Origin of the sequence: Aeromonas sp. R7-5 (assembly GCF_040908015.1) — a bacterium.
Lineage (GTDB): Bacteria > Pseudomonadota > Gammaproteobacteria > Enterobacterales > Aeromonadaceae > Aeromonas > Aeromonas caviae.
Window position 1 is genome coordinate 57469 of sequence record NZ_JBFOCZ010000029.1, and the last position, 22220, is coordinate 79688.

The 22220-nt window shown below is 65.4% G+C and carries 19 protein-coding genes and 1 pseudogene; 8 read left to right on the plus strand and 12 right to left on the minus strand.

Going from position 1 to position 22220, the window contains the following annotated elements:
- Positions 1-16: 16 nt before the first annotated feature.
- The gene (locus AB5Y53_RS12860) at positions 17-874 is read right to left on the minus strand and encodes a GyrI-like domain-containing protein (RefSeq protein WP_042016487.1); all 858 of its coding nucleotides are present in this window, start codon (positions 872-874) and stop codon (positions 17-19) included.
- On the minus strand, positions 871-1359 hold the full coding sequence (locus AB5Y53_RS12865) for a GNAT family N-acetyltransferase (protein WP_010675925.1): 489 nt from the start codon (positions 1357-1359) through the stop codon (positions 871-873). The genes AB5Y53_RS12860 and AB5Y53_RS12865 overlap by 4 nt, the downstream gene beginning before the upstream one ends.
- 152 nt (positions 1360-1511) lie before the next feature.
- Here AB5Y53_RS12865 and AB5Y53_RS12870 point away from each other — a divergent pair, with 152 nt between their 5' ends.
- Positions 1512-2960, plus strand: a complete 1449-nt coding sequence (locus AB5Y53_RS12870; RefSeq protein ID WP_368182223.1) for a catalase — start codon at positions 1512-1514, stop codon at positions 2958-2960.
- Between the two features lie 700 nt (positions 2961-3660).
- On the opposite strand, the gene AB5Y53_RS12875 is transcribed toward AB5Y53_RS12870, so the two are convergent.
- Positions 3661-3978, minus strand: coding sequence for a YnjH family protein (locus AB5Y53_RS12875; RefSeq protein ID WP_104454909.1), 318 nt, complete (start codon positions 3976-3978; stop codon positions 3661-3663).
- 219 nt (positions 3979-4197) lie between these two features.
- On the opposite strand from AB5Y53_RS12875, the pseudogene AB5Y53_RS12880 reads away from it, so the two are divergent.
- Positions 4198-5454, plus strand: a pseudogene (locus AB5Y53_RS12880) (hypothetical protein); the annotation flags it as partial.
- 353 nt (positions 5455-5807) lie between these two features.
- Here the strand turns inward: AB5Y53_RS12880 and AB5Y53_RS12885 are convergent.
- Positions 5808-6185 carry a hypothetical protein gene (locus tag AB5Y53_RS12885; protein WP_010675931.1) on the minus strand — a complete coding sequence of 126 codons (378 nt, stop codon included), beginning with the start codon at positions 6183-6185 and terminating at the stop codon, positions 5808-5810.
- 172 nt (positions 6186-6357) lie between these two features.
- Between AB5Y53_RS12885 and AB5Y53_RS12890 the strand changes: the two genes are divergently transcribed.
- The 3 genes from AB5Y53_RS12890 to AB5Y53_RS12900 all read left to right on the plus strand — a co-directional run bounded on the left by AB5Y53_RS12890 (position 6358) and on the right by AB5Y53_RS12900 (position 9903).
- Positions 6358-7734 (plus strand): phosphatase PAP2 family protein, encoded by a 1377-nt coding sequence (locus tag AB5Y53_RS12890; protein ID WP_368182224.1) that lies wholly within the window; start codon positions 6358-6360, stop codon positions 7732-7734.
- 9 nt (positions 7735-7743) lie between these two features.
- The gene (gene ydiK, locus AB5Y53_RS12895; RefSeq protein WP_164882905.1) at positions 7744-8829 is read left to right on the plus strand and encodes an AI-2E family transporter YdiK; all 1086 of its coding nucleotides are present in this window, start codon (positions 7744-7746) and stop codon (positions 8827-8829) included.
- 369 nt (positions 8830-9198) lie between these two features.
- Positions 9199-9903: an SDR family oxidoreductase gene (locus tag AB5Y53_RS12900; protein ID WP_368182226.1), complete on the plus strand. Its 705-nt coding sequence runs from the start codon at positions 9199-9201 to the stop codon at positions 9901-9903.
- Between the two features lie 90 nt (positions 9904-9993).
- On the opposite strand, the gene AB5Y53_RS12905 is transcribed toward AB5Y53_RS12900, so the two are convergent.
- From AB5Y53_RS12905 to AB5Y53_RS12920, 4 genes are all read right to left on the minus strand, one after another.
- Positions 9994-11115: an agmatine/peptidylarginine deiminase gene (locus AB5Y53_RS12905; RefSeq protein ID WP_368182227.1), complete on the minus strand. Its 1122-nt coding sequence runs from the start codon at positions 11113-11115 to the stop codon at positions 9994-9996.
- 16 nt (positions 11116-11131) lie between these two features.
- A complete protein-coding gene (locus AB5Y53_RS12910; RefSeq protein WP_368182228.1) occupies positions 11132-12229 on the minus strand; it encodes an extracellular solute-binding protein in 1098 nt (365 codons plus the stop codon).
- Complete coding sequence (aguB, locus tag AB5Y53_RS12915; protein ID WP_368182229.1) at positions 12226-13125, minus strand: N-carbamoylputrescine amidase; 900 nt, start codon at positions 13123-13125, stop codon at positions 12226-12228. Before aguB ends, AB5Y53_RS12910 begins: the two co-directional genes overlap by 4 nt.
- Before the next feature lie 132 nt (positions 13126-13257).
- Positions 13258-14310 carry an agmatine/peptidylarginine deiminase gene (locus AB5Y53_RS12920; protein WP_368182230.1) on the minus strand — a complete coding sequence of 351 codons (1053 nt, stop codon included), beginning with the start codon at positions 14308-14310 and terminating at the stop codon, positions 13258-13260.
- 116 nt (positions 14311-14426) lie between these two features.
- Between AB5Y53_RS12920 and AB5Y53_RS12925 the strand changes: the two genes are divergently transcribed.
- Together AB5Y53_RS12925 and dhaR are read left to right on the plus strand one after the other, a co-directional pair.
- A complete protein-coding gene (locus tag AB5Y53_RS12925) occupies positions 14427-15320 on the plus strand; it encodes a LysR family transcriptional regulator (protein WP_368182231.1) in 894 nt (297 codons plus the stop codon).
- 36 nt (positions 15321-15356) lie between these two features.
- Entirely contained in the window at positions 15357-17294 is a 1938-nt protein-coding gene (dhaR, locus tag AB5Y53_RS12930; RefSeq protein ID WP_368182232.1) for a dihydroxyacetone kinase operon transcriptional regulator DhaR, read from the plus strand.
- 60 nt (positions 17295-17354) lie between these two features.
- On the opposite strand, the gene dhaM is transcribed toward dhaR, so the two are convergent.
- The 4 genes from dhaM to AB5Y53_RS12950 all read right to left on the minus strand — a co-directional run bounded on the left by dhaM (position 17355) and on the right by AB5Y53_RS12950 (position 21369).
- The gene (dhaM, locus tag AB5Y53_RS12935) at positions 17355-18071 is read right to left on the minus strand and encodes a dihydroxyacetone kinase phosphoryl donor subunit DhaM (protein ID WP_368182234.1); all 717 of its coding nucleotides are present in this window, start codon (positions 18069-18071) and stop codon (positions 17355-17357) included.
- 1 nt (position 18072) lies between these two features.
- The gene (gene dhaL, locus AB5Y53_RS12940) at positions 18073-18702 is read right to left on the minus strand and encodes a dihydroxyacetone kinase subunit DhaL (RefSeq protein WP_039040811.1); all 630 of its coding nucleotides are present in this window, start codon (positions 18700-18702) and stop codon (positions 18073-18075) included.
- 9 nt (positions 18703-18711) lie between these two features.
- Entirely contained in the window at positions 18712-19782 is a 1071-nt protein-coding gene (gene dhaK / locus AB5Y53_RS12945; protein WP_368182236.1) for a dihydroxyacetone kinase subunit DhaK, read from the minus strand.
- Positions 19783-20010: 228 nt separating this feature from the next.
- On the minus strand, positions 20011-21369 hold the full coding sequence (locus tag AB5Y53_RS12950; RefSeq protein ID WP_010675944.1) for an NCS2 family permease: 1359 nt from the start codon (positions 21367-21369) through the stop codon (positions 20011-20013).
- 206 nt (positions 21370-21575) lie between these two features.
- Here AB5Y53_RS12950 and AB5Y53_RS12955 point away from each other — a divergent pair, with 206 nt between their 5' ends.
- Entirely contained in the window at positions 21576-21908 is a 333-nt protein-coding gene (locus AB5Y53_RS12955; RefSeq protein ID WP_010675945.1) for a cupin domain-containing protein, read from the plus strand.
- Positions 21909-22220: the final 312 nt, after the last annotated feature.

Here is a 22220-nt window from a genome sequence, read left to right on the forward strand (position 1 = left end):
TTTTATTGCCGCCTGCCTAGCGCACGCTGGAGCAGAAGCTCACGTCATCGCGCAGGGGGTCATTGCTCACGCTGTGATAGAGCTCGAAGCAGGGGCCGTCCCCAAAGGCGAGCCCGGCCGCGACGATATCGCCGATGTGCTCCTGCCAGCGCTCCCCGTACTGGCTGCGATCCGTGATGAGATAGCGGGACTGGGCGTAGCGCCCGGCGGGGATGAGCTGAATTTCCACCTCCCCCGCCCCCAGGGTGCCCACCGGCACGCTGATGCCGATATCGGTGCGGCACTGGGCCGGCGGCGTCACCTCGGGGTTGTCGTGGTAGATGAAGATCCACTCTCCCCCTTCCAGGCCACGGGGCGCGGCCCACTGATGAAGGCGATGGCAGACGGCGTCATACCCTTCGCCATAGGGGCCGGTCACGCGGATATAGGCCAGGGTGCGGGCGTCCATCTCGACGGTGTTCATGGTGTTGCTCCTTGCTGATGAGTGGCCTTCAGCATAAGGGAGTGCCCCTTGCCATGCGTGTCCTTCCTTGCGATCCAGGTGTCCGTTCTTGCCCTTGTCGCGGCGAAACGCCCCCGGGGTGCAACCATAGTGACGACGAAACGCCTTGGCGAAGGCCTGGGAGCTGCCAAGCCCCGCCCCCAGGGCGATGGCGGTGACGCTGGCATCGGTGTAGCAGAGCTGCCAGGCCGCCCGCTGCATCCGCAGGCGGCGGCACATCTCGCCGGGGGCCTCCCCCACCACGGCGGTGAACACCCGGTGGAAGTGGTAGAGGGAGAGGCAGGCGCGACTCGCCAGCGCCTCGATGGAGAGATCCGGATCCTGCTCCAGTGCCCTCAGCACCGGCGTCAGGCGCTCGCGATAGTCGATCATCGGCGCACCCTGGCCATGTAGAGGGCATCCACCAGCACCCCATGACGCAGGCCGTAATCCCGGGCTACGCCCTCCTCCACAAAGCCCGCCTTGCGATAGAGGGCCAGGGCCGCCTGATTGTCGGCCCAGACCGTCAGCTCCACCCGCGTCAAGCCGAGCCAGTTGTCCGCCAGATCCAGCGCAGCCTGCATCAGGGCAGTGCCCACCCCGCGCCCGGCCCAGTCATCGTGTACCGCCATGCCGATGCTCGCCACGTGGCGGCGACGGGGGGCCGGCTCCACCATCAGAACCAGCGCACCCGCCACCTCCCCCTCCCACTCCGCCAGCAGGCTGTAGATGCCATCCCGCGGGGTCAGCTTCTGCTCCCACTGCTGCAGGGAGGGGAAGGGAAGTTGCAGGGTGCCCGCCTGAGCATGGGGCATGGCGTGAAGATCCCGCAGGGCGGCGGCATCTTCCGGCCCGGCGCGGCGAATGGTGATGGACATGAGACCTCCTGATTGGCTGAATCCCATCTTGCCGCAAGGCTGGCGTCTGTTTCCACCCCCATCAGCGAAACCAATCAAAGGGTTAGGCACACTCCATTGGAGCCGCTCCCCCACTTCCCCTAGTCTGGCGACTCATCACAAGGAGACCCGCCATGACCGACAAGACCCTGCGCAGCGCCAACGGCGCCCCCGTCGTCGACAACAACAACAGCCTCACCGCCGGCCCCCGCGGCCCCGTCCTGATGCAAGACATCTGGTTGATGGAGAAACTCGCCCACTTCGACCGCGAGCGCATTCCCGAGCGGGTGGTGCACGCCAAGGGCTCGGGCGCCTACGGCACCTTCACCGTGACCCACGACATCAGCGCCTTCAGCAAGGCCGACCTGTTCAACGCCGTCGGCAAGCAGACCCCGGTGTTCCTGCGCTTCTCCACCGTGGCCGGCGAGAAGGGGGCCGCCGACGCCGAGCGGGACGTGCGCGGCTTCGCCCTCAAGTTCTACACCGAGCAGGGCAACTGGGATCTGGTGGGCAACAACACCCCGGTGTTCTTCATTCGCGATCCCCTGAAATTCCCCGACTTCATCCACACCCAGAAGCGGGATCCGCGCACCAACCTGCGCAGCGCCACCGCCGCCTGGGACTTCTGGTCACGCCATCCGGAATCCCTGCACCAGGTCACCATACTGTTCAGCGATCGCGGCATTCCCAGGAGCCTGCGGGGGATGAACGGCTACGGCAGCCACACCTTCAGCTTCATCAACGACGCGAACGAGCGCTTCTGGGTCAAGTTCCACTTCAAGACCGAGCAGGGCCACCGCTTCTACACCGATGAAGAGGCGGCCACCGCCGTCGGTCAGGACAGAGAGACCAGCCAGGCAGATCTGTTCAACGCCATCGAGCGGGGGGACTTCCCGCGCTGGAAGGTCTATGTGCAGGTGATGCCAGAGGCCGAGGCCCAGACCTACTCGATCCACCCGTTCGATCTCACCAAGGTGTGGCCCCACAAGGACTACCCGCTCATCCCGGTCGGGGTGCTTGAGCTCAACCAGAACCCGGACAACTACTTCGCCCACGTGGAGCAGGCCGCCTTCACCCCGGCCAACGTGGTGCCCGGCATCGGCTTCTCGCCGGATCGCATGTTGCAGGGTCGCCTGTTCTCCTACGGTGACACCCAGCGCTACCGCCTCGGCGTCAACCACGGCCTGCTGCCGGTCAACGCCCCGCGCTGCCCGTTCCACCACGGCGCCCACCGCGACGGCGCCATGCGGGCCGACAGCAACGGTGGCGCCAGCCCCAACTACCAACCGAACCGCTTCGGCACCCAGCAGCCGAGCGAGCAGCACGAACCGGCCCTGAGTCTGGAAGGGGCTGCCCTGCACTACGATTTTCGTGACTACGACAGCGACTACTACAGCCAGCCGGGGGATCTCTTCCGCCTGATGGACGAGGGACAGCGCGCCCGCCTCGCCGCCAACCTGGCCCGCTCCCTCATCAATGTGGAGGATGACGCCATCGTCGCGGCCCAGCTCAGGCACTTCAAGCAGGCCGACCCCGAGTACGCCAAACGGGTCGAGCTGGCCCTGGCCGCCCTGCAACGCTGAGTCGCAGGCAGCCGACCTCTGCAAAAGCAAAACGGGGGCCTGATGGCCCCCGTTCTCGCATGACGGTCTTTGATGAATGAAAAACGGAGCCCGAGGCTCCGTTTTTCAATGCCGTATCCATCCCGGACGCAGCGCCCTCGCGCTTCCCTCCCTTGCCAACAAGGGTTTGTACCGCCAGCTCACGACGGCAACGACGTTGTGCACTGGCAGAGCGGCACCATTGTCCACCTGTGGTAATAAACCCGCCTGCGATAATGCACTTTTAGTCACCAATAAAAACGGAGCCCGAGGCTCCGTTTTTCCATGCCGTATCCATCCCGGACGCAGCGCCCTCGCGCGCTTCCCTCCCTTGCCAACAAGGGTTTGTACCACCAGCTCACGGCGGCAACGACGTTGTGCACTGGCAGAGCGGCACCATTGTCCACCTGTGGTAATAAACCTGCCTGCGATAATGCTCTTTTAGTCACCAATAAGAACGGAGCCCGAGGCTCCGTTTTTCAATGCGGTATCAATCCCGGACGGAACGCGCTTCGCGCTCTTCCCGCTCCCTTGCCAACAAGCGTTTGTACCACCAGCTACTGCGACGACGTTGTGCATTGGAAGAGCGACGAGCCATTGCTTAGATCCCAGTCAAGAGAAGAAAGAGCCGCATTATGCGATAGAGATCACGCCCGTGTCTGTAGCTGGATCAAGAAAAGGCTCACTGGCCCACCCGGATCGTCCGCTGGTTGCCCTCCGGTTCACCACTCTGTGACGGCGTCGTCACCTCTCGCCAGATCAGGGGACCATTGGTCTCCATCGCCTGTTGCGGCGCGCACTCCAGCCAGAGATCCCCCTGCTGGATGCGGGCCCCCTGGGAGTATTTCTGATCCTGATACCAGCACACCCGCTCGGGCAGCGAACCAAGGGGCAGCACCAGCTCGGTGCCCACCGAGTGGCTGAGGGTGTTGGACGCCGGGGCAGCCAACGCGGGGAAGAGCCAGCCAAGGGCCAGCAGACAACCTGCACAACGGATCATGGGAATTCCTGTCACGGGGGAGTGAAAGTGTAAAGCGACCAGCAGAGCCCTCGACTTGACCAATAAATGTCGGCTCATCTGGCATTCCGGAAGCAATATGATAGCCTGCCTGCGCCCGCAAAGGCCTGTCAGGGCTCTGCCGTGGGCCCCCACCGGCATCGCCGGGATGCGGTAATGAATAACCCTTAATAATCAGATAATTAACTGGATATGTTGTCAATGCGTATCATGCCGTTGCTCAAGGCTGCCTGCCTGAGCCTGATGTTGTCCGCCTGTGTCGCCCCCCTGCTGATGATGAGCCCCACCAGCCAGCTGATGTGGGCCCTGCTCAAGCCGCTGGTCGGTTTCGATCCGAACGAGGCCAACCTGTTCGAGCAACCGCTGATCAAGGACAGAATGACCGCCATGCTGGGGCCCAACTACGAGAGCACCATGCAGCTGCTCAAGACCGCCGACGAGCTACAACAGGAGGGGCCGCTCTTTTACGTGGTCTCCCGCTACGCCCCCGTGCCGGACGTGGCCAAGCAGGCCGGCATGGTCTGGAACGCCGACACCAACCAGCTCGCCGTCATGGTGCAAAAAGGTGACGGGGCGACCCAGGTCTTCGGGGAAAACCTGACGGCCGCCACCCCGACCTGGCCCAGCGCCATGCAGGGCTGGCAGTCCCAGGCCACCCCGGCCGCCACGGCCCTGACCGGTGCCGGTCAGGGGCTCACGGGCGCTGGCAGTTCTCTGCTGGGCACCATGATGGGGGGCCTGCAACAGAGCGCCAGCAAGGCCCTGTCCGACTCCACCAGACAGGTGATCGGCAGTGCCGCCACCACGGCGCAGCAACAAGCGACCAAGGCGGCGAGCGACTCGGCCAAACAGGCCGCCAGCAGCGCAGCCACCATCAGTGCCGCCACCACAGCGCAACAGCAAGCCACCAAGGCGGTGAGTGACACCGCCAAGCAGGCCGTCAGCAGCGCAGCCACCATCAGTGCCGCCACCACGGCGCAGCAGCAAGCCGCCAAGGCGGTGAGCGACAGCGCCAAGCAAGCCGCCAGCAGCGCCGCCACCATCAGTGCCGCAACCACGGCACAGCAACAAGCCGCCAAGGCAGTGAGCGACAGCGCCAAGCAGGCCGTCAGCAGCGCAGCAACCATCAGTGCCGCCACCACAGCGCAGCAGCAAGCCGAAAAGGCGGTGAGCGACAGCGCCAAGCAGGCCGCCAGCAGTGCCGCCGCCATCAGTGCCGCAACCACGGTGCAGCAGCAAGCCGAAAAGGCGGTGAGCGACACCGCCAAACAGGCCGCCAGCAGCGCAGCGACCATCAGTGCCGCCACCACAGTGCAGCAACAAGCCGAAAAGGCGGTGAGCGGCAGCGCCAAGCAGGCCGTCAGCAGCGCAGCGACCATCAGTGCCGCAACCACGGCGCAGCAGCAAGCCGCCAAGGCGGTGAGCGACAGCGCCAAGCAGGCCGTCAGCAGCGCAGCGACCATCAGTGCCGCAACCACAGCGCAGCAACAAGCCGCCAAGGCGGTGAGCGACAGCGCCAAGCAGGCCGTCAGCAGCGCAGCGACCATCAGTGCCGCAACCACGATGCAGCGACAAGCCACCAAGGCGGTGAGCGACAGCGCCAAGCAGGCCGCCAGCAGTGCCGCAACCACGGTGCAGCAACAGGCCGAGAAGCGGGAAGCGACTTCCGGCACCCTGAGCGATCAGGCCAGGGCGGATGCCGAAGCTGAGCTGGAAAAACTGCTTAACTGACTTTGTTAAGCGTCATGCCACCATAAAAACAGGCCATCACATGATGGCCTGTTGTTTATCTGACCCGTGGCAGGGGAAGATCAGAAATGGCGGTCCTGCTCGGTGGGCTTGGCACCCTTCTCTTCGCTGTGCTCGATGGCGGTGCGGATAAGGTCGACGCCGGCCCGGATGATCAGCACCCCCATGTTGACCAGCTTGACGCAGACCCACATGAAGGTGATGAGCAGGATCAGCTTGAGCACCGTCTGGAAGGCCTCCAGGAAGTTCTGCTCCAGCTGGGCGGTGAGCCCGTTGGCGCTGCTCATCAGCCAGGTGTACACCTCGCGCACAAAGGGGATCCGGCTCGGCATCTCCAGCACGTCCAGCGCCGCAGGCAAGGCCTGGAAGATGACGATGCTACCAAACAGTATCAGGATGACGCCGATGGCAATCCCCAGAAAGAAACCGAACTGTCGCATGAAGAGCCCCACAATGTAGTGAATGAGAAGAACAATAGCCGCCAATACTAGGGACTGCCCGCGCAGACGGCAATCCTTGCGTCCCCCACAGGGTCGGTGCCCCCTGCAAGCCATTGCCCGGCCGTCTGATTTCTGTGACCCTTGTCCCCACTCCTTGCCCCTGGGTGTCATCATGTTTCGAGTCGTCTTCTGCCTGCTGCTGTTGCTGGGCGGTGCCCTGCCCGCCTCCCGCGCCGAATCCCCCCCCTCTGCGGCCGCCTGCGTGATCCGCCACCAGCAAGGGATCCTGCTGGTGCAGGACAGGCTCTCCTCGCGCTACAGCCTGAGCGGCGGTTACATCGACAGGGGGGAGACCCCGGAGCAGGCGGCCCTGCGCGAGCTGTTCGAGGAGACCGGCCTGCAGGGTCGCGTCACCGGCGAGCTGGGGCGCTGGCAACGGGCCAGGGTGTTCGCCTGCCAGACCCTGGAACCCCTGCGGGTCCAGCGGGGGACGGGGTTTGTCTCCCTGCTCCAGGCCCAGGATCTCGGTGGCGAGATCCTGAACGCCAGGCTGATCGCGGCCGCCGACCTGCCCCTTGACCTGCGTCGCTTCCCGGCGCAGCTCGACTGGATAGCCCCGAGGCTGGCCGAGGTGCCCGAGAGCCAGGTGCTGTGGGTGACGGATTTCAGCGACGCGGCCAGTGCGCTGCACCGCGCCGAGTTGCCGCTGATCCAGCGCCTGCAACAATGGCTAGGGGCGGATGCGCTCTGGCCAAGGGCGGGCAATCTGCTGGGCTCGGCCTCCTTCCAGCTGGCGCTGCTGCCCTTGCTGCTGCCCCTGCTCGGCTGGTCCAGGCTGCGCCACCTGCTGTTTGCCATGGTGCTGCTCACCCTGGTGCTGAACCTGCTCAAGGCGGGCATTGGCTGGCCCAGGCCCTTCCACCTGCAACCCGAGCTGGCCCGCCAGAGTGCCCAGGGCTTTGGCATGCCGAGCGGCCACGCCGCCTCGACCCTGCTCTACTGGGGCCTGCTGCTTGGCTGGCTGCCGGCGCTGCGGGCCTGGCAGGGGGCCCTGCTGGCCCTGTTGCTGGCCGGCGTGGCCGGGCTGGCCCGGGTCTGGCTGGGGGTCCACTTCCTCTCGGATGTGGTGGCCGGCCTTGCCCTGGGGACCCTGCTGCTGGCACTGCGCGCCCCGCTGGCGAAGCTGGCGGCGCGCCCGCTCCCCTGGGCCGGGGTGCTCATCGCCAGCGCCCTCTCGGCCTGGCTCACCCAGTCCACCGCCCTGGCCGGGCTTGCCATGTTCACCCTGGGGCTGGTATCGGGTAATCTGCTATCACTCGAACGGAGCCCCACCCCCGCCCTGCCCGCCGCGCTGCTGACCCTGGCAGGGGGACTGGTCGTGGCAGGGCTCCTGTTCCTGGTGCCCGCGCTCACCAGCAGCTCTCTGCTGATCCTCGCGGGACAAGGGTGGCTCTTTGGCTGCCTGGGGTTCTGGCTCAGCGCCGGGCTCTGGTGGTCGTTGTCCGCTATCCGTCACGGTGCCCGAACCGGGCGCTCAACCCCTCGTTAAGGGAATGCCATGAATATGAAAAAAGTGGATTTGGCCAAGATCACCCTGGGTTTGCTGTTCCTCAGCCTGCTCATCATCTCGTGCTTCATGGTCTTGCGCCCCTTCCTGCCCGCCCTGGTGTGGTCGACCATGATCACCATCGCCACCTGGCCCCTGATGCAGATGGCCCAGCGCCTGCTGTGGGGCAAACGCACCCTGGCGGCGTTGCTGATGACCAGCATCTTGCTGCTCATCTTCGTCATTCCCCTCTTCATGACGCTGGCCAACGTGGCGGAGAAGGCCCCCATGCTCATCGAGCTGGGCACCGAGCTCAGCCAATCCCCGCCCCCCGAGCTGCTCTGGTTGCAGCAAGTACCCCTGGTGGGCGACAAACTCTACGACTTCTGGCAGCAGATCCTCGCGAGCGGCGGCCAGGTGCTGTTCACCAAGCTGGCCCCCTACTTCGGCCAGACCGCCCGCTGGCTGGCGGCCCAGGCGGGCAACCTCGGCCTGCTGTTCGTCCACTTCCTGCTGACCGTGGCCATCTGCGGCCTGCTCTACCACTCGGGAGAGAAGGCGGCAGAAGGCATTCGCCGCTTCGCCCACCGTCTGGCGGGCCAGCGCGGTGACAATGCGGTGGTGCTCGCCTCCCAGGCCATCCGTGCCGTCGCCATGGGGGTGGTGGTGACCGCCCTGGTGCAATCCTCGGTGGCGGGCCTGGGCCTGCTCATCGCCGGCATTCCCTATGTCATGGTGCTGGTGGTGCTGATGTTCCTGCTGATCGTCGCCCAGATAGGCCCCTTCCCGGTGCTGCTGGCCAGCGTCGGCTACCTCTACTGGAGCGGGGACACCACCTGGGGCACCTTCCTGCTGGTCTGGTCCCTGCTGGCGGGCACCATGGACAACTTCCTGCGCCCCTTCCTCATCAAGCGCGGGGCCGACCTGCCGCTGATCCTCATTCTGGTGGGGGTCATCGGCGGCCTGCTGGCGCTGGGGATCATCGGTCTCTTCATCGGCCCCGTGGTGTTGGCGGTGGGCTACACCCTGCTGGATGCCTGGATCAAGGAAGATGACCAACCGGCAACCGCTCTGGTGGAACCGCCCAAGGCGCCGTGACGATTCACTCATCCATCCCGATGCAAAGAGCCGCCCCAGGGCGGCTCTTTTGTTTATTACCGTCCCATGCAGGTTCGATGAGCGAAGCGTAATCGGACGATCGAGATGCCGCTGTCCGGTGTGCCCATGAATCAGCGGCATCTGTCAGCAGGGAAATATGGATGGCCGTTATAGCGGGAGAATTGATTTACGCGAACGTCCGATTACCCCTTACGGCTAATCGAACCGACGGCCGGTCGCGGCGTTTAGAACCAAAGTTCGAACCGGAACGCCAAAACACGAACCAGGGTTCGAATCACTCCTTCCCCTCCCCTGTTCCCTGCCGAAGGCGCCCGCCACAATGCCTGCACCATTGGAGGAGAAGACAAGATGAACGAACTGAGAGCAACACGGGCCCTCATCAGCGGCGGCGCCAGCGGCATCGGACTGGCCATCGCCGAGGCCCTGGCCAGCCAGGGGGTGGAGCTGATCCTGGCTTCCCGCCGCCTGGGGCTGCTGGAGCAGGAAGCGGCCAGACTGGAGGCGCGATACGGAGTGCGAGTCATGGCACTGGCACTGGATGTGTGCGACGGCGATCAGGTGCGGGACGGCCATGCCCGGATCCGGGAACAGCTCGGCCCCGTCGATCTGCTGATCAACAACAGCGGGGTCGGCAGCGACCACCTGGTGCAGGATCTGCCGGAATCGGAGTGGGACAGGGTGATGGATACCTGTGCCAAGGGCACCTTCCTGCTGACCCGGGCCTGCCTGCCTGACATGCTGGCAAACCGCCACGGCACCGTCATCAACATCGCCTCCCAGGCCGCCAGGCACGGCTATGCCAGGGCCAGCGTCTACTGCGCCGCCAAGTTTGCGGTGCTGGGGTTCGCCCGGGCACTGCGGGAAGAGGTGCAGCATCAAGGCATCCGGGTCCACACCCTCTGTCCCGGACTGGTGCAGGTGCCGCCCCCGGCCTGCCCGGGCGATCGCAAGCCCGGCTGGCTGCAGGTGGAGGATCTGGCCGAGGCCGTGCTCTACACCCTGCGCCAACCCGCTCACGTCCAGCTCGACGAGATCGGCATGACGGGGATCTGAGCGAGGCGCCATGGAACGCCAGCAAGGACAAGGGGCGCCGAGGCGCCCCTTGTCCTGCGTCACACCACCAGAGGCGGCCTGCGCGTAAGTTCAGGCAGGTTGATGGAGGGTGATGCAGTGGATGCCGCCGCCCCCCGCCGCCACCGGGTCTATGTCTATCTGCACTATCTTGCGCCCCGGATAGAGGCGGGCCAGCAGATCCCGGCAATGGCGGTCGGCCCTGGCATCCCCGAACTGGGGAGCGATGACGGCGCCGTTGATGGGCAGGTAGTTGATGTAACCGGCGGCAAAGTCCGGGCTGCGGCTGAACTTGTTGTCCCGCCCGCCCAGGGGCGGCGGCAGCTGATGCAGCTCCAGCTTGTTGCCGTCGGCGTCCGTCGCCTGCTGCAGGATGGCGAGGTGCTGGCGGGTCACCTTGTAGTCGTAGGAGTCGGGATCGTTGTCCATGTTGATCACCACCACCCCGGGGCGCACGAAGCGGGCGTAGAAGTCCACGTGGGCATCCGTGATGTCCTTGCCCTTGATCCCCGGCAGCCAGATGATCTTGCGCAGCCCCAGGTTGGCCTTGAGCTCCGCCTCCACCTGCGCCTTGGTGAGGCCGGGGTTGCGGTTGCTGTTGATCCAGCTGCTCTCGGTCATGATGGCGGTGCCGTTGCCGTCCACCTCGATGCCGCCCCCCTCACCGATGAGCTCGCTCTGCAGGTAATAGGCATCCGTCTGCCGGCCCACCAGGGCGGCGACCCTGGCGTCATGGCTGTGCTCCTGCTTGTCACCCCAGCCGTTGAAGTTGAAGTCCACCAGCCCGAGCCCTCCCTGCTCGTCCTGCACGAAGACACCGCCGGTATCCCGCAGCCAGATGTCATCCATCTCGGCGTGGACGAAGTGGGTGTTGCGCTCGCCGCACAGCTGGCGCGCCAGCGCCTCGTCATCCTCGTGGCAGAGCACGTTGACCCGGGTGTAGGGCACCATGGCCTGCACCAGCCGCCCTATGGTGGCCTGCACCTCCTTGTAGTGGCGACCCCAGATCTCGCTGGTGGCCCCGAAGGCCACCCACACCAGGGCCTGGGGGGAGGACTCCTCCGGCATGTGGTAGCGAGCGGCTGCGCCGGGCTCGTCGGCGGCGAAGGCCGCGCGGGCACCGGGCAGGCTGCCAAACCCGGCAATGGCGCCGAGGGCGACCAGCTGTTTCAATACGTGGCGTCGGGAAAACATCGTTCTACTCCTGGGTTCAGAGGCTGCTCTTGAAGCGAGTCCAGGCTCGCATGCGGGCACGCATCTGGGATTGTGCTATATCCTGACCCGGAATGAGCCGCTGGTAGCTGGCCTCGTCCAGGTAGATATCCGGGTTGGCCGTCATGGTGGCATCCACCATGGGTCTGGCCTTGGCACTGGCAGTCGGATAGCCGGTGCTGTTGGTGATGGCCGCCATGTTGGCCGGGCGCATCACGAAGTTGATAAAGGCATAGGCATAGTCAGGATGGGGGGCATCCGCCGGGATCGCCATGGTGTCCATCCAGATGGTGCTCCCCTCCTTCGGCAATCGGTATTCGAAGTCGACCCGCTTGCCCGCCTCGGCGGCGGCGCGCCTGGCCTGGGTCATGTCGCCGCTGTAGCCCAGGGAGAGACAGAGATCCCCGTTCACCAACTGGGTCACCGGCTGGGACTGGAACTTGCGGATATAGGGCTTGATCCCCTTGAGCAGGGCCAGAGCCGCCTCCAGATCGTCCGCCTTGCCGCTGCGGGGATCCCGCCCAAGATAGTGCAGCACCACCGCCAGCACCTCGTCCGGGGAGTCGATGACCGAGATGCCGCAATTTGCAAATTTCGCCGCCAGCTCGGGCTTGAACAGCATGTCCAGGCTGCTGACCGGGGCATCCGGCATCCTCTGCCGGATGGCGTCCGCGTTGTAGGTGAGCCCTATGGTGCCCCAGGTGTAGGGCACCACGGCCTCCTTCGCATGGGGATAGGCCTGCTGCAACCGCACCAGCTCGGGGTCCAGGTCACCGAGGTGTTGCAGCTTGCCCTTGTCGAGGGGCTGCAAACTGCCCGCCCGCATCAGCCGCTCTGCCACCGTGTCCCCCGGGAAGATGAGGTCATACCCGCTGCGACCCGCCATCAGCTTGGCCTCCAGGGTCTCGCTGCTGTCCATCACGTCGTAGATGACCCGGATCCCGGTCTCCCTGGTGAATTCGCTCAGGGTATCGGGGGCGAAATAATCGGACCAGTTGTAGAGGCGCAGCACCTTCTCCTCCTGCGCCTCCTCGGCCTGAACCCCGACGCTCAGCAGCAGGGCCAGCCCCATGGCTATCTTGGTCAAGGCGCTCATGATGGACGCCCTCCCCGCTGGCCCTGCCCATCCAGGCTCAGCAAGGCGCCATACATCTCGGGGCGGCGATCTCGATAGATGCCCCAGGTCAGCCGCTCCTCGGCCATGGCGGCGAGATCCAGCTCCCGCACCAGCACGCCCGGGGTATCCCTGTCCGCCTCGGCCAGCAGGGCCCCCTTGTGATCCGTGATGAAGGAGGAGCCATAGAAGCGCATCTGCAACGCGGGATCCCGGGTCGCCACCTCGTGGCCCACCCGGTTGGCGGCGATCACCGGCATGATGTTGGCGGCGGCGTGGCCGCGCTGGGTCAGTTGCCAGTGATCCCGGGAATCGAGCCCCTCTGCCCCCGGCTCGGAGCCGATGGCGGTGGGGTAAAGCAGCAGCTCGGCCCCTTGCAGCGCCATGGCGCGGGCCGCCTCTGGGAACCACTGATCCCAGCAGATGCCGACCCCGATGCGGCCAGCGGCTGTGTCCCAGACCCGAAACCCCGTATCCCCCGGGCTGAAGTACTCCTTCTCCTGATAGCCGATGGCGTTCGGGATATGGGTCTTGCGATAGACCCCGAGCAGCCGGCCATCCGCATCCGCCACCGCCAGGGAGTTGAAGCAGGCATTACCGGCACGTTCGAACCAGCTGATGGGCAGCACCACCCCCAGTTCCCGCGCCAGGGCCGAGAAGCGGCGCAACACCCGGCTCTGTTCGAACGACTCCGCCAGCGCCAGATGGCCGTGGTATTGCTCGATGCAGAAATAGGGGGTGGCGAAGAGCTCCTGCAACAGCACCAGGTTGGCCCCCCTGGCGGCGGCGTCCCGTACCAGGCTCTCTGCTGTGTCCAGATTGCGCTCCAGCTCCCAGCTGCAAGCGAATTGTGTGGTGGCGACAACGATCTTGCTCATCCGGATACCCTCCCTGACACGCGTTCCCCCTGACAAGCAAACTGTATGGTTGCGACGACCTTGTTCATGAATCTCTCCTCCCTGATCCCGTCATGAGGCCTCGCAGACGCCTGACGAGGCCGCACCAAACGCTTACCCCTGCACCGGCCAGGCCGGCTGCTGCTGGGTGATGCAGTGAATGCCGCCCCCGCCGTGGGCCAACTGGTTGATGCGCACCGGCACCAGCTGCCTGTTCGGGAAGGCGCGCCTCAGCACTTCCCCAGCCGCCTCGTCCGCGCCTACGCCGTAGGCGGGCATGATGATGGCGCCGTTGGCGATGTAGAAGTTGGTGTAGGAGGCGCAGAACACCTCCGCCTCGGCATCCACCGCCTCGCTCGCCTCGAACAGCTCGAGGCACTCGAAGGAGCGACCTCTCGCATCGGTGGCCTGGGCCAGGGCTCGGCGGTTCTCCCGCACCACGCGGCCATAGGTGGAGTGCCCGTCCAGGGTGGCGTCCACCAACAGGTGGCCGGGGCGGCTGAAGGCGCAGACCCCGTCCACATGACCGTCCGTCATGTCGCCGGTGACGTGGTCCGGATCCCCCGGCAGCCAGATAGTCTTCTCGATGCCGAGCAGGCGGCTGAAGATCCGTTCGATCTCCACTTTGGTCATGCCGGGATTGCGGTTGCTGTTGAGCAGCACCGACTCCGTGGTGATCAGGGTGCCCTCCCCATCCACATGGATGGCGCCCCCTTCGTTGGCGAGGAAGCTGCCGATGCACTCCAGCTCCAGGCTGTTGAGAACGCGTCGCGCCAGCCCCTCGTCCAGACCGTGGGCCGACTTGCCGCCCCAGGCGTTGAAACGCCAGCTGATCCCGGCGGTGCCAAGCTCGGGATGGCAGATGAAGGTGGGGCCGGAGTCACGGCACCAGCTGTCATCCACCGGCAGGGGAATGAAGCGCACCCCGTCGCCGCACAGGGCGCGCGCCTCTGCGATGGCGCTGGGATCCACCACCAGGTTCACCGGTTCGAAGCGGGCGATGGCGTTGACCACCCGGGCAAAATCTTGCTGTACCTCGGCCAGGGTCACCCCCCAGCCGTTTTCCCACAGCGCCTTGTTGTGCGGCCAGACCATCCAGGTCGCCGCGTGCCGGCACCACTCCGCTGGCATGAACCAGCCCACAGCCCTCATTCCCTGCTCGCGCATCTCAGCCTCTCTGATTAGGTACTATTAAGGTTATTGACGATGGGAATAGACTATTCTCCCCGCTGATGGGTAACAAACGATCGATTTTCGATAAAAGTGATAAGTGGAGCTAATCAATGATGTTCAAACACTGGCCCCCTCTCAACGTGCTGCGCGGCTTCGAGGCGGCGGCCAGGCTCGGCAGCTTTCATCAGGCGGCCCAGGAGCTGCACCTCACCCAGTCTGCCATCAGTCAGCAGATCCGCTCGCTGGAGGAGCTGCTTGGCCAGCCTCTGTTTCACCGCCAGGGACGTTCCGTCACCCTGACCGACGCGGGCCAGGATCTGCTGGAGACGACCCAGCAAGTGCTGCTGCAACTGGCGGTGGGAATACAGCGCCTCGAGCAGTACCGCAAGCCGAACCAACTGGTGCTCAACACCAGCACCGCCATCGCCCGCCTCTGGCTGCTGCCCCGGCTGGCCGACCTTCACACCCAGCATCCGGGCATCGATCTCTGGCTGTTCACCAGCGACGACACGCCGAACATGGCCGAGCAGACCATCGACATTTCGCTGCGCTGGGGGCTGGCTCCCCAGGCGGAATGCCGCCATCAGCCGCTGCTGGCGGATCGGCTGCTGCCGGTGGCGAGCCCGGCCGTGCTGGCACAGCCCGCGCAGGAGCGCACCACCCTGCACGGGGAGCGGGAGATGGACTGGCACCACTGGACCCTCAAGGGCGGCGACGATCTGCACCTGCAGACCCAGGGGCTCAACTTCTCCGATCCCGGCTTGTTGCAGGATGCGGCCAGCGCCGGGCTCGGGGTGGCGCTGGCGAGCGAGCTGCTCTCTCGCGACGCACGCCGACAGGGGTGGCTGCTGCCCCTCTCGTCCCACCGGGTGGCCGGGCCGAACTGGAACATGCTGATCCATCAGGAGAGCGAAGGCAGCCCCCAGTGCCGGGCGGTGAGCCACTGGCTCCAGCAGCAGTTTGCTGCAGAGGCTGCCACCCGGGGCAAGGACGCGACACTCTGAGAGCGGTCACTGAATCGGGGCGGCAAGGGTGATTAAATGACCCCTTCCCTTTTGCCGGATATCGCCGTGACCATTCCATCCGTCCCCCAGCCCCTCTCGTCCTGGCCCGAGCACCTGCAGGCCTCCTGGCTGCGCTGTGCCCACCAGACCAGCGCGTCCCTCTGGCATCCTCCCCACTGCGCCAGAGGGCAGACCCTGGAGAGCCTGCGCCAGCGCAAACGGGACCTGCTCACCACCGGCGAGATGGCGCTGGAGGATCTCTACGAGTTCATGGAGGGGCGCCCCTGCGCCCTGCTGCTCACCGACGAGAGCGGTTGCCTGCTGGCCCGGACCGGCCACCCCGATACTCTGCAGGCGCTGGCGGCACTCGGTTTTGGCCCAGGCGCGTTTTTCAGCGAGGGACGCATCGGCACCAATGCCGTCAACCTGGCGGCCCTGGAGGGGGTGCCGCTCTGCGTCAGCGGCCCCCAGCACTTCAACCAGCGTCTGCACCCCTGGCACTGCTGTGCCAGCCCTGTCTACAACAGCACCGGTCGCCAGGTGGCGATCGTGGCCCTGATCTGCCGGGTGGAAGAGGCCGCGCCGGGGGATCTCGCGCTCACCGTCAGCGCCGGCCGTGAGCTGGCCAATCTGCTGCAGATGGAGCGCCTGATGCAGGAGTCCCAGCACCACTTGAGCGAGCTCTATGCCCTGTTGGATGGCATGGAAGACGGCGTGCTGGCCTGGGATCCCCAGGGGCGGCTGCGCTACCTCAACGCCCTGGCGGCCAGTCGGCTGCAACTCGACCCGGCTGTCTGCCTGGGCCAGCCCCTCGATCACCATCTGCTGTTGCCCCAGCGCCTGCGTCTGGCCATCGCGGAGATGACCCCCCTGAGCCATGTGGAGGTGACGCTGGAGCGGCGGGAGACCCGGGGCGAGGCCTTCATCGACGCCCTAGTGAGCCTCAAGCCCCTCCCGGGGCCGGACGGGGTCAGCTTCATCGTCCTGCTCCATCCCACCGATCGGCTGCGCGCCATTCATCAATTGCGCCAGACGGTGCCCGAGCTCTCCGCCCTGGTGGGGGAGTCGAGCGCCATGCGCAAACTGCTGCGCCACGCCCGCCAGGCGGCCAGGGGACAGGGCCCCGTCCTGCTGCGAGGGGAGGAGGAGGTGGGCAAGGCCCAACTGGCGGAGGCCATCCACTTTGGCAGCGAGCGAGCCGCCGGCCCCCTGGTCATCTTCAACTGCCAGGCATGGCCGAGAGAGCGGATGGCGCTGGAACTCATGGGGTCCGACGAGGCGGGGCAGGAGCGGGCAGGCAAGTTCGAGCTGGCTCACGGTGGCACGCTAGTGCTGGAGCAGGTAGAGTGCCTGCCCGCCCCCATGCAGGCCGCCCTGCTGCAACTGCTCAAGACGGGGCGCATCCAGCGCTTCGACTCCGCCCGCATCCTGCCCCTCAGGGTGAGGATCATCGCGACCAGCAGCGCTCCGCTGGAGCAGCGGGTGCAGGAGGGGGGATTCGGCCGCCAGCTGCTCTATGCGCTGCAAGGGTGCGAACTCTGGCTGCCGAGCCTGCGGGAACGCAGCGCCGATCTGCCCGGACTCATCCGCCAGCACCTGGCGGTGCAGGGGGGCGAGCCGGGGCGCCAGTTCACCCCTGACGCCCTCGACTGCCTGCTGGCCTACCCCTGGCCCGGCAACCTGGGGGAGCTGCGCAGCGCCATCGAGTACGCCCAGCTTCATTGCAGTGAGACACAGATCCCGCCCCGGGCGCTCCCGGCCGCCATCCGCCAGGGCCATTGCCTGCTGGCGGACGAGGTGGTGGGACAGCCGCTGCTCACCCTGGCGGAGCTGGAGCATCAGGCGATCCTGCGGGCCGCCCGTGCCAGCAAGGGCCAGGTCAGCCAGATGGCGCGCCAGCTCGGGATCAGCCGCACCACCCTCTGGCGGCGGCTCAAACTGCTCGACATCGATCCCGCCGACTACCACCACTGACCAGAACGCCCCTCAAAAAAAGCGGGCCCCGTCGTGACGGGGCCCGGATGGGGGAATGTTTCAGTCGCCGAAGCGATCCCGCGCCAGTTGATGGAAGCAGCTCAGCGCCGCCTCGGCATCCTCCCCTCGCGCCAGCAGGATGAGCCTGTCCCCCTGGCGCACATCGAGCATGGCGAGCCGGCTCAGGCTGCGGGGATTCGCCTCTTTGTCCCCCTTTTGCAGCTTGAGTTCAGCGGCAAAGGGCTTGAGTGCCGCGACCAGCCGGGCGGCGGGGCGCACATGCAGGCCGTGGGGATTCTCCACCACCACCTCGCTGCGCAGCCAGCCGTCATCGGCAACAGGGGCTGCCTCCGTGGTGGCCTGCGCCGCACTGGCAGGCAGCATTCCCTGTTTCGGACCCAGCGCGCCAAGCGCCTCGGCGGCGACCTCGTCCAGCGTCAGGCCTGCGCCAGCGGCCACCACGGCGGCCAGAGTGCCCTCGACCAGCGGGGCGGGGCTGAGCCGCACCCGGGCGCTCAGCTCGGGGGGCAGCAGCTCGAGGGCGGTCTCGGCGCTCAGGAGGGCGCTGCCCAAGTCCATCAGCACCAGCACCCCGCTGCCGTCGTCCGCCTCTTCCATCGCACTCATCACGGCGATGGCATCGGTGCCGATGGGATGGGCGGGGTCATCGACCCCGGCCGCCAGCAACAGTTTCGCCGGGCTGCCCAGCTGATCGGCCAGGGCTTTCAAACCGGCCGCCAGCATGGCGCTGTGAGAGACCACTACGATGCCGATCATGTCACAACCTCGCTCTGTCACGCAGGGCGGTCAGCAGCAGCAGGGTCGAGGTGGCCCCCGCATCCTGATGGCCGATGCTGCGCTCACCAAGATAGCTGGCGCGCCCCTTGCGGGCCTGCATCTGGATGGTGGCCTCGGTGCCGGCTGTGGCGGCAGCCACCGCCTTGTCCAGCGCCTCGGGGAGCGGCAGGCCCTGTTGTTCAGCCTGCTGCAGGGCGGCCAAAGCGGGCCACCAGGCATCGCACATGGTCTTGTCACCCGGCTCGGCACGGCCACGGGAGACGATCCCCTCCACCCCGTCGCTCAGCATCTTGCCGAGCTGGCCGAGGGTCAGGCTCTGGCAGGCATCGCTGCTGGCCGCCGCCCGGATGAAGAAGGTGCCGTAGAGGGGTCCGCTGGCGCCGCCGACCGAGGAGAGCAATGTCATGCCGGTGGTTTTGAGCACCTGGCCGATGTCCTTGTCCGCCACCGCGGGCAGCTTCTCCGCCACCTTGGCAAAGCCGCGCTGCATGTTGAGGCCGTGGTCGCCGTCGCCGATGTCGGTATCCAGCGCCGTGAGGTAGTCACGCTGCTCGGTAAAGATGTGTTCGCAGTCGAGCAGCCAGTTGACGATCTGATGCTTGCTTAACATGGGTTCTCCTTAGCAGCCGCGCCGCAGGGCGGGGGTGTGAACGGGGGCATCCCACAGGGTCATCAGCTCGTCATCCACCTTGAGCAGGGTGATGGAGATGCCTGTCATGTCGAGGGAGGTGCAGTAGGGGCCAATCAGGTTGCGCACCAGATGGATGCCCGCCTCTTCGCACAGGGTGGCGAGGCGACCATAGACGCCATAAAGCTCGGAGATGGGGGTGCCGCCGAGGCTATTGACCAGTGCGATGACCCGATCACCCTTGTTGAGCGGTTCGATAAAGGTGTGCTCTTCCTGCCAGCTGCCGGTGCCTCTGTCCCAGTGGCGCAGAGTGCGGCCATAAGGGCTGTTGTCGGTCAGCTCCTTGAACATGTCGTCCACCAGGGCGTTGAGGTCGGTGAAGGGACGGCGCTCGATGCCCGGCTCGCCGTGGATGCCCACGCCGAACTCCACCTCGTTGTCAGCCAGGGTGAAGGAGGGCTTGCCGGCAGCAGGGACGGTGCAGGCGTGCATGGCCACGCCTATGGTGCGGCTCTGGTTGTTGATCCGGCGGGCCAGCGCCTCGCAGCGCGCCAGATCGTAGCCCGACTCGGCGGCGGCACCGACCAGCTTCTCACACAGCACTGTCGTGGCAACCCCGCGGCGGCCAGCGGTGTAGAGGCTGTCCTTCACCGCCACGTCGTCATCGATGAGGGCGAACCCCACCTTGACCCCGTCACCGTGCAGCAGCTCCACCGCGGTCTCGAAGTTGAGCACGTCGCCGGTGTAGTTCTTCACCAGAAACAGCACGCCGGCACCGCCGTCGACGGCCTGACCGCACTCGTACATCTGATCCGGGGTCGGGGACGTGAAGATCTCGCCGGGGCAGGCACCATCCAGCATTCCTTTGCCCACCAGGCCACCGTGCATGGGCTCGTGGCCGCTGCCGCCGCCGGAGACCAGCGCCACCTTGCCCGCCACGGGGGCGTCGGCGCGGGTGATGTAGTGGGGTTCGATTCGCACCTTGAGCTCGGGGTGGGCAGCAGCCATCCCCATCAGTTGTTCACGGACCACGGCATCGACAGCATTGATCAGCTTCTTCATGGCTCACTCCTTGGCTTGCCACCATACGGGTGGACAGATGGTTGATGCAGCCAGTCTAGCGAGCCATAGGGGGATAAAAATGACAGGGATTTCGGTTCGGATCTGAAACAACAAACGAAGCCTGACGTTTCAATCTGAAACGAGCGGATGGGGAAGATCCGGGAAAGTGTTAGCCGCCTCACAGCCATGAAAAAGGGCCCCGCAGGGCCCTTCTCGATAGCGTGAGGATTAGATGGCCCAGCCACCGGCGTAGAAGATCACCAGGGCCACAGCGATGATGACGGTGCCGATGTTGAGCTTCTTCCACTCGGCGGCAAACAGGCGGCCGACCACCAGGGCCACGAAGCCCAGCATGATGCCGGTGACGATGTTGCAGGTGAGCACGATGAAGACGGCGCACAGCATGCCGGAAAGGGCATCGACCGAGTCGTTGAAGTCCAGCTTGGTGACGTTGCCCAGCATCAGCAGGCCCACATACATCAGGGCCGGTGCGGTGGCGTAGGCCGGTACCAGATAGCTCAGCGGGGAGAGGAAGATCATCAGCAGGAAGAGCACGCCGACCAGGGTGGCGGTCAGGCCTGTCTTGCCGCCGGCAGCGGTCCCTGCGGCGGATTCGATGTAGACGGCTGCCGGAGCACCACCTACCACACCCGCCACCATGCTGCTGACGGAGTCTGCAGTCAGGGCCTTGCCACCGCTGATGATGTGACCACGCTCGTTGATGAGGCCAGCCTGACCGGCCACGGCACGGATGGTGCCGGTGGCGTCAAACACAGCGGTCATCACCAGCGCCAACACGGTCGGGATCACCACCGGATTGAGGGCGCCCAGCAGATCCATGCTGCCCACCAGGGAGCCATTCTCGCCACTCAGGCTCGGCATGGCGAAGAAGCCCTGCCAGGTTACTTTCGGATCGAAGATGAGGCCGAGGATGGAGATGGCGATGATCACCATCAGGATGCCGCCCGGCACCTTGCGGCGCTCCAGGCCGAAGATGGCAGCCAGACCCAGCACCGTCATGATGACCGGGAAGGCGGTGATCTCGCCGAGCTGCACCGGCAGGCCCGCCCCTTCATTCTTGATCACCATGCCGACCCCGTTGGTGGCGATCAGCAGCAGGAACAGGCCGATACCGATGCCGGTACCGTGGGCGATGCCGGAGGGAAGGTTGTCCAGGATCCACTGGCGCACGCCGGTGACACTGATCAGGGTGAACAGCACCCCCATCAGGAAGATGGCGCCCAGCGCGACCGGAATGCTCAGCCCCTGCCCCAGCACCAGACTGAAGGCGGTAAAGGCGGTGAGAGAGATGGCACAACCGATGGCCATCGGCAGCTTGGCCCAGAGCCCCATCAGCAGGGAACCGAAGGCGGCGATCAGACAGGTCGCCACAAACACCGGGCCCTGCTCAAAACCGGCTGCGCCCAGCATGTTCGGCACGACGATGATGCTGTAGACCATCGCCAGGAAGGTGGTCAACCCGGCCAGCAGCTCCTGTCGCACCGTGCTGCCACGCTGGCTGATGGAGAAATAGGAATCCAGAAACCCGCCATTGCCGGCGCGGGCCGTCGTTTGTTGCGTTGCCATAGTTCATCCTGAAAGTGTGAAGGAAATCGTTTGCTTGCTGGCGCGCAAAATAGCAAGAATTTGGCGAGATTGCAGCGGATAAGCCCCCATTTCCCCGAAGTTTTTCATAAAGGGGCTCGTTGGAGGCCTTATTTTCCATGAGAGCGGCCCATCCCAAGCTTCTACACTCTTAGCTAGCCACGTTCCCATCTACCGGAGAGAAGCCCATGCACACAGGCAACCTGCTTGGCCAGATCCCCTCCCCCCTGCCCAGTGAAGTGTTCGCGGATCTGGTCAGTACCAACAATGTTCGTATCGAGCGCATCCTCTCCCAGGGGCAGCAGACCCCTACCGGAGAGTGGTTCGATCAGGATGAACACGAATGGGTATTGCTGGTGCAGGGAGAGGCCATCCTGGTCTTCATCACACCGGATACCGGGGTACAGGAACGCGTCCATCTGGGGCCGGGGGATTACATCAACATCCCGGCGCACCTTCAGCACAGGGTGGAGTGGACCCATCCGACCGAGACAACCGTCTGGCTCTGCGTCTATTACTAGCAAGCTCACGGCTCAAGAAGGCAATGCTTCTGCTGCGAAGATCGAAGAGGAGACCGTGGAGACGAAAAAAAGCCCAGTCTGTCGACTGGGCTTCTTGTTAGTGGCATAACGGACGCAGAGACAGACAAAGTCCGGTTCAAGCACAAGGGACAACAGACCGGGACAAAGTTGCCAGTGGCAAGTCACAGCCCTGGTGGTTGCCTCTTGTTCCCTGAGCTCTTATCCAGACGCCAGAAAGCAAAAAGGCCTTCCCGTCAGGGAAGGCCTTTCAATTTAGTGGCGGAGCGGACGGGACTCGAACCCGCGACCCCC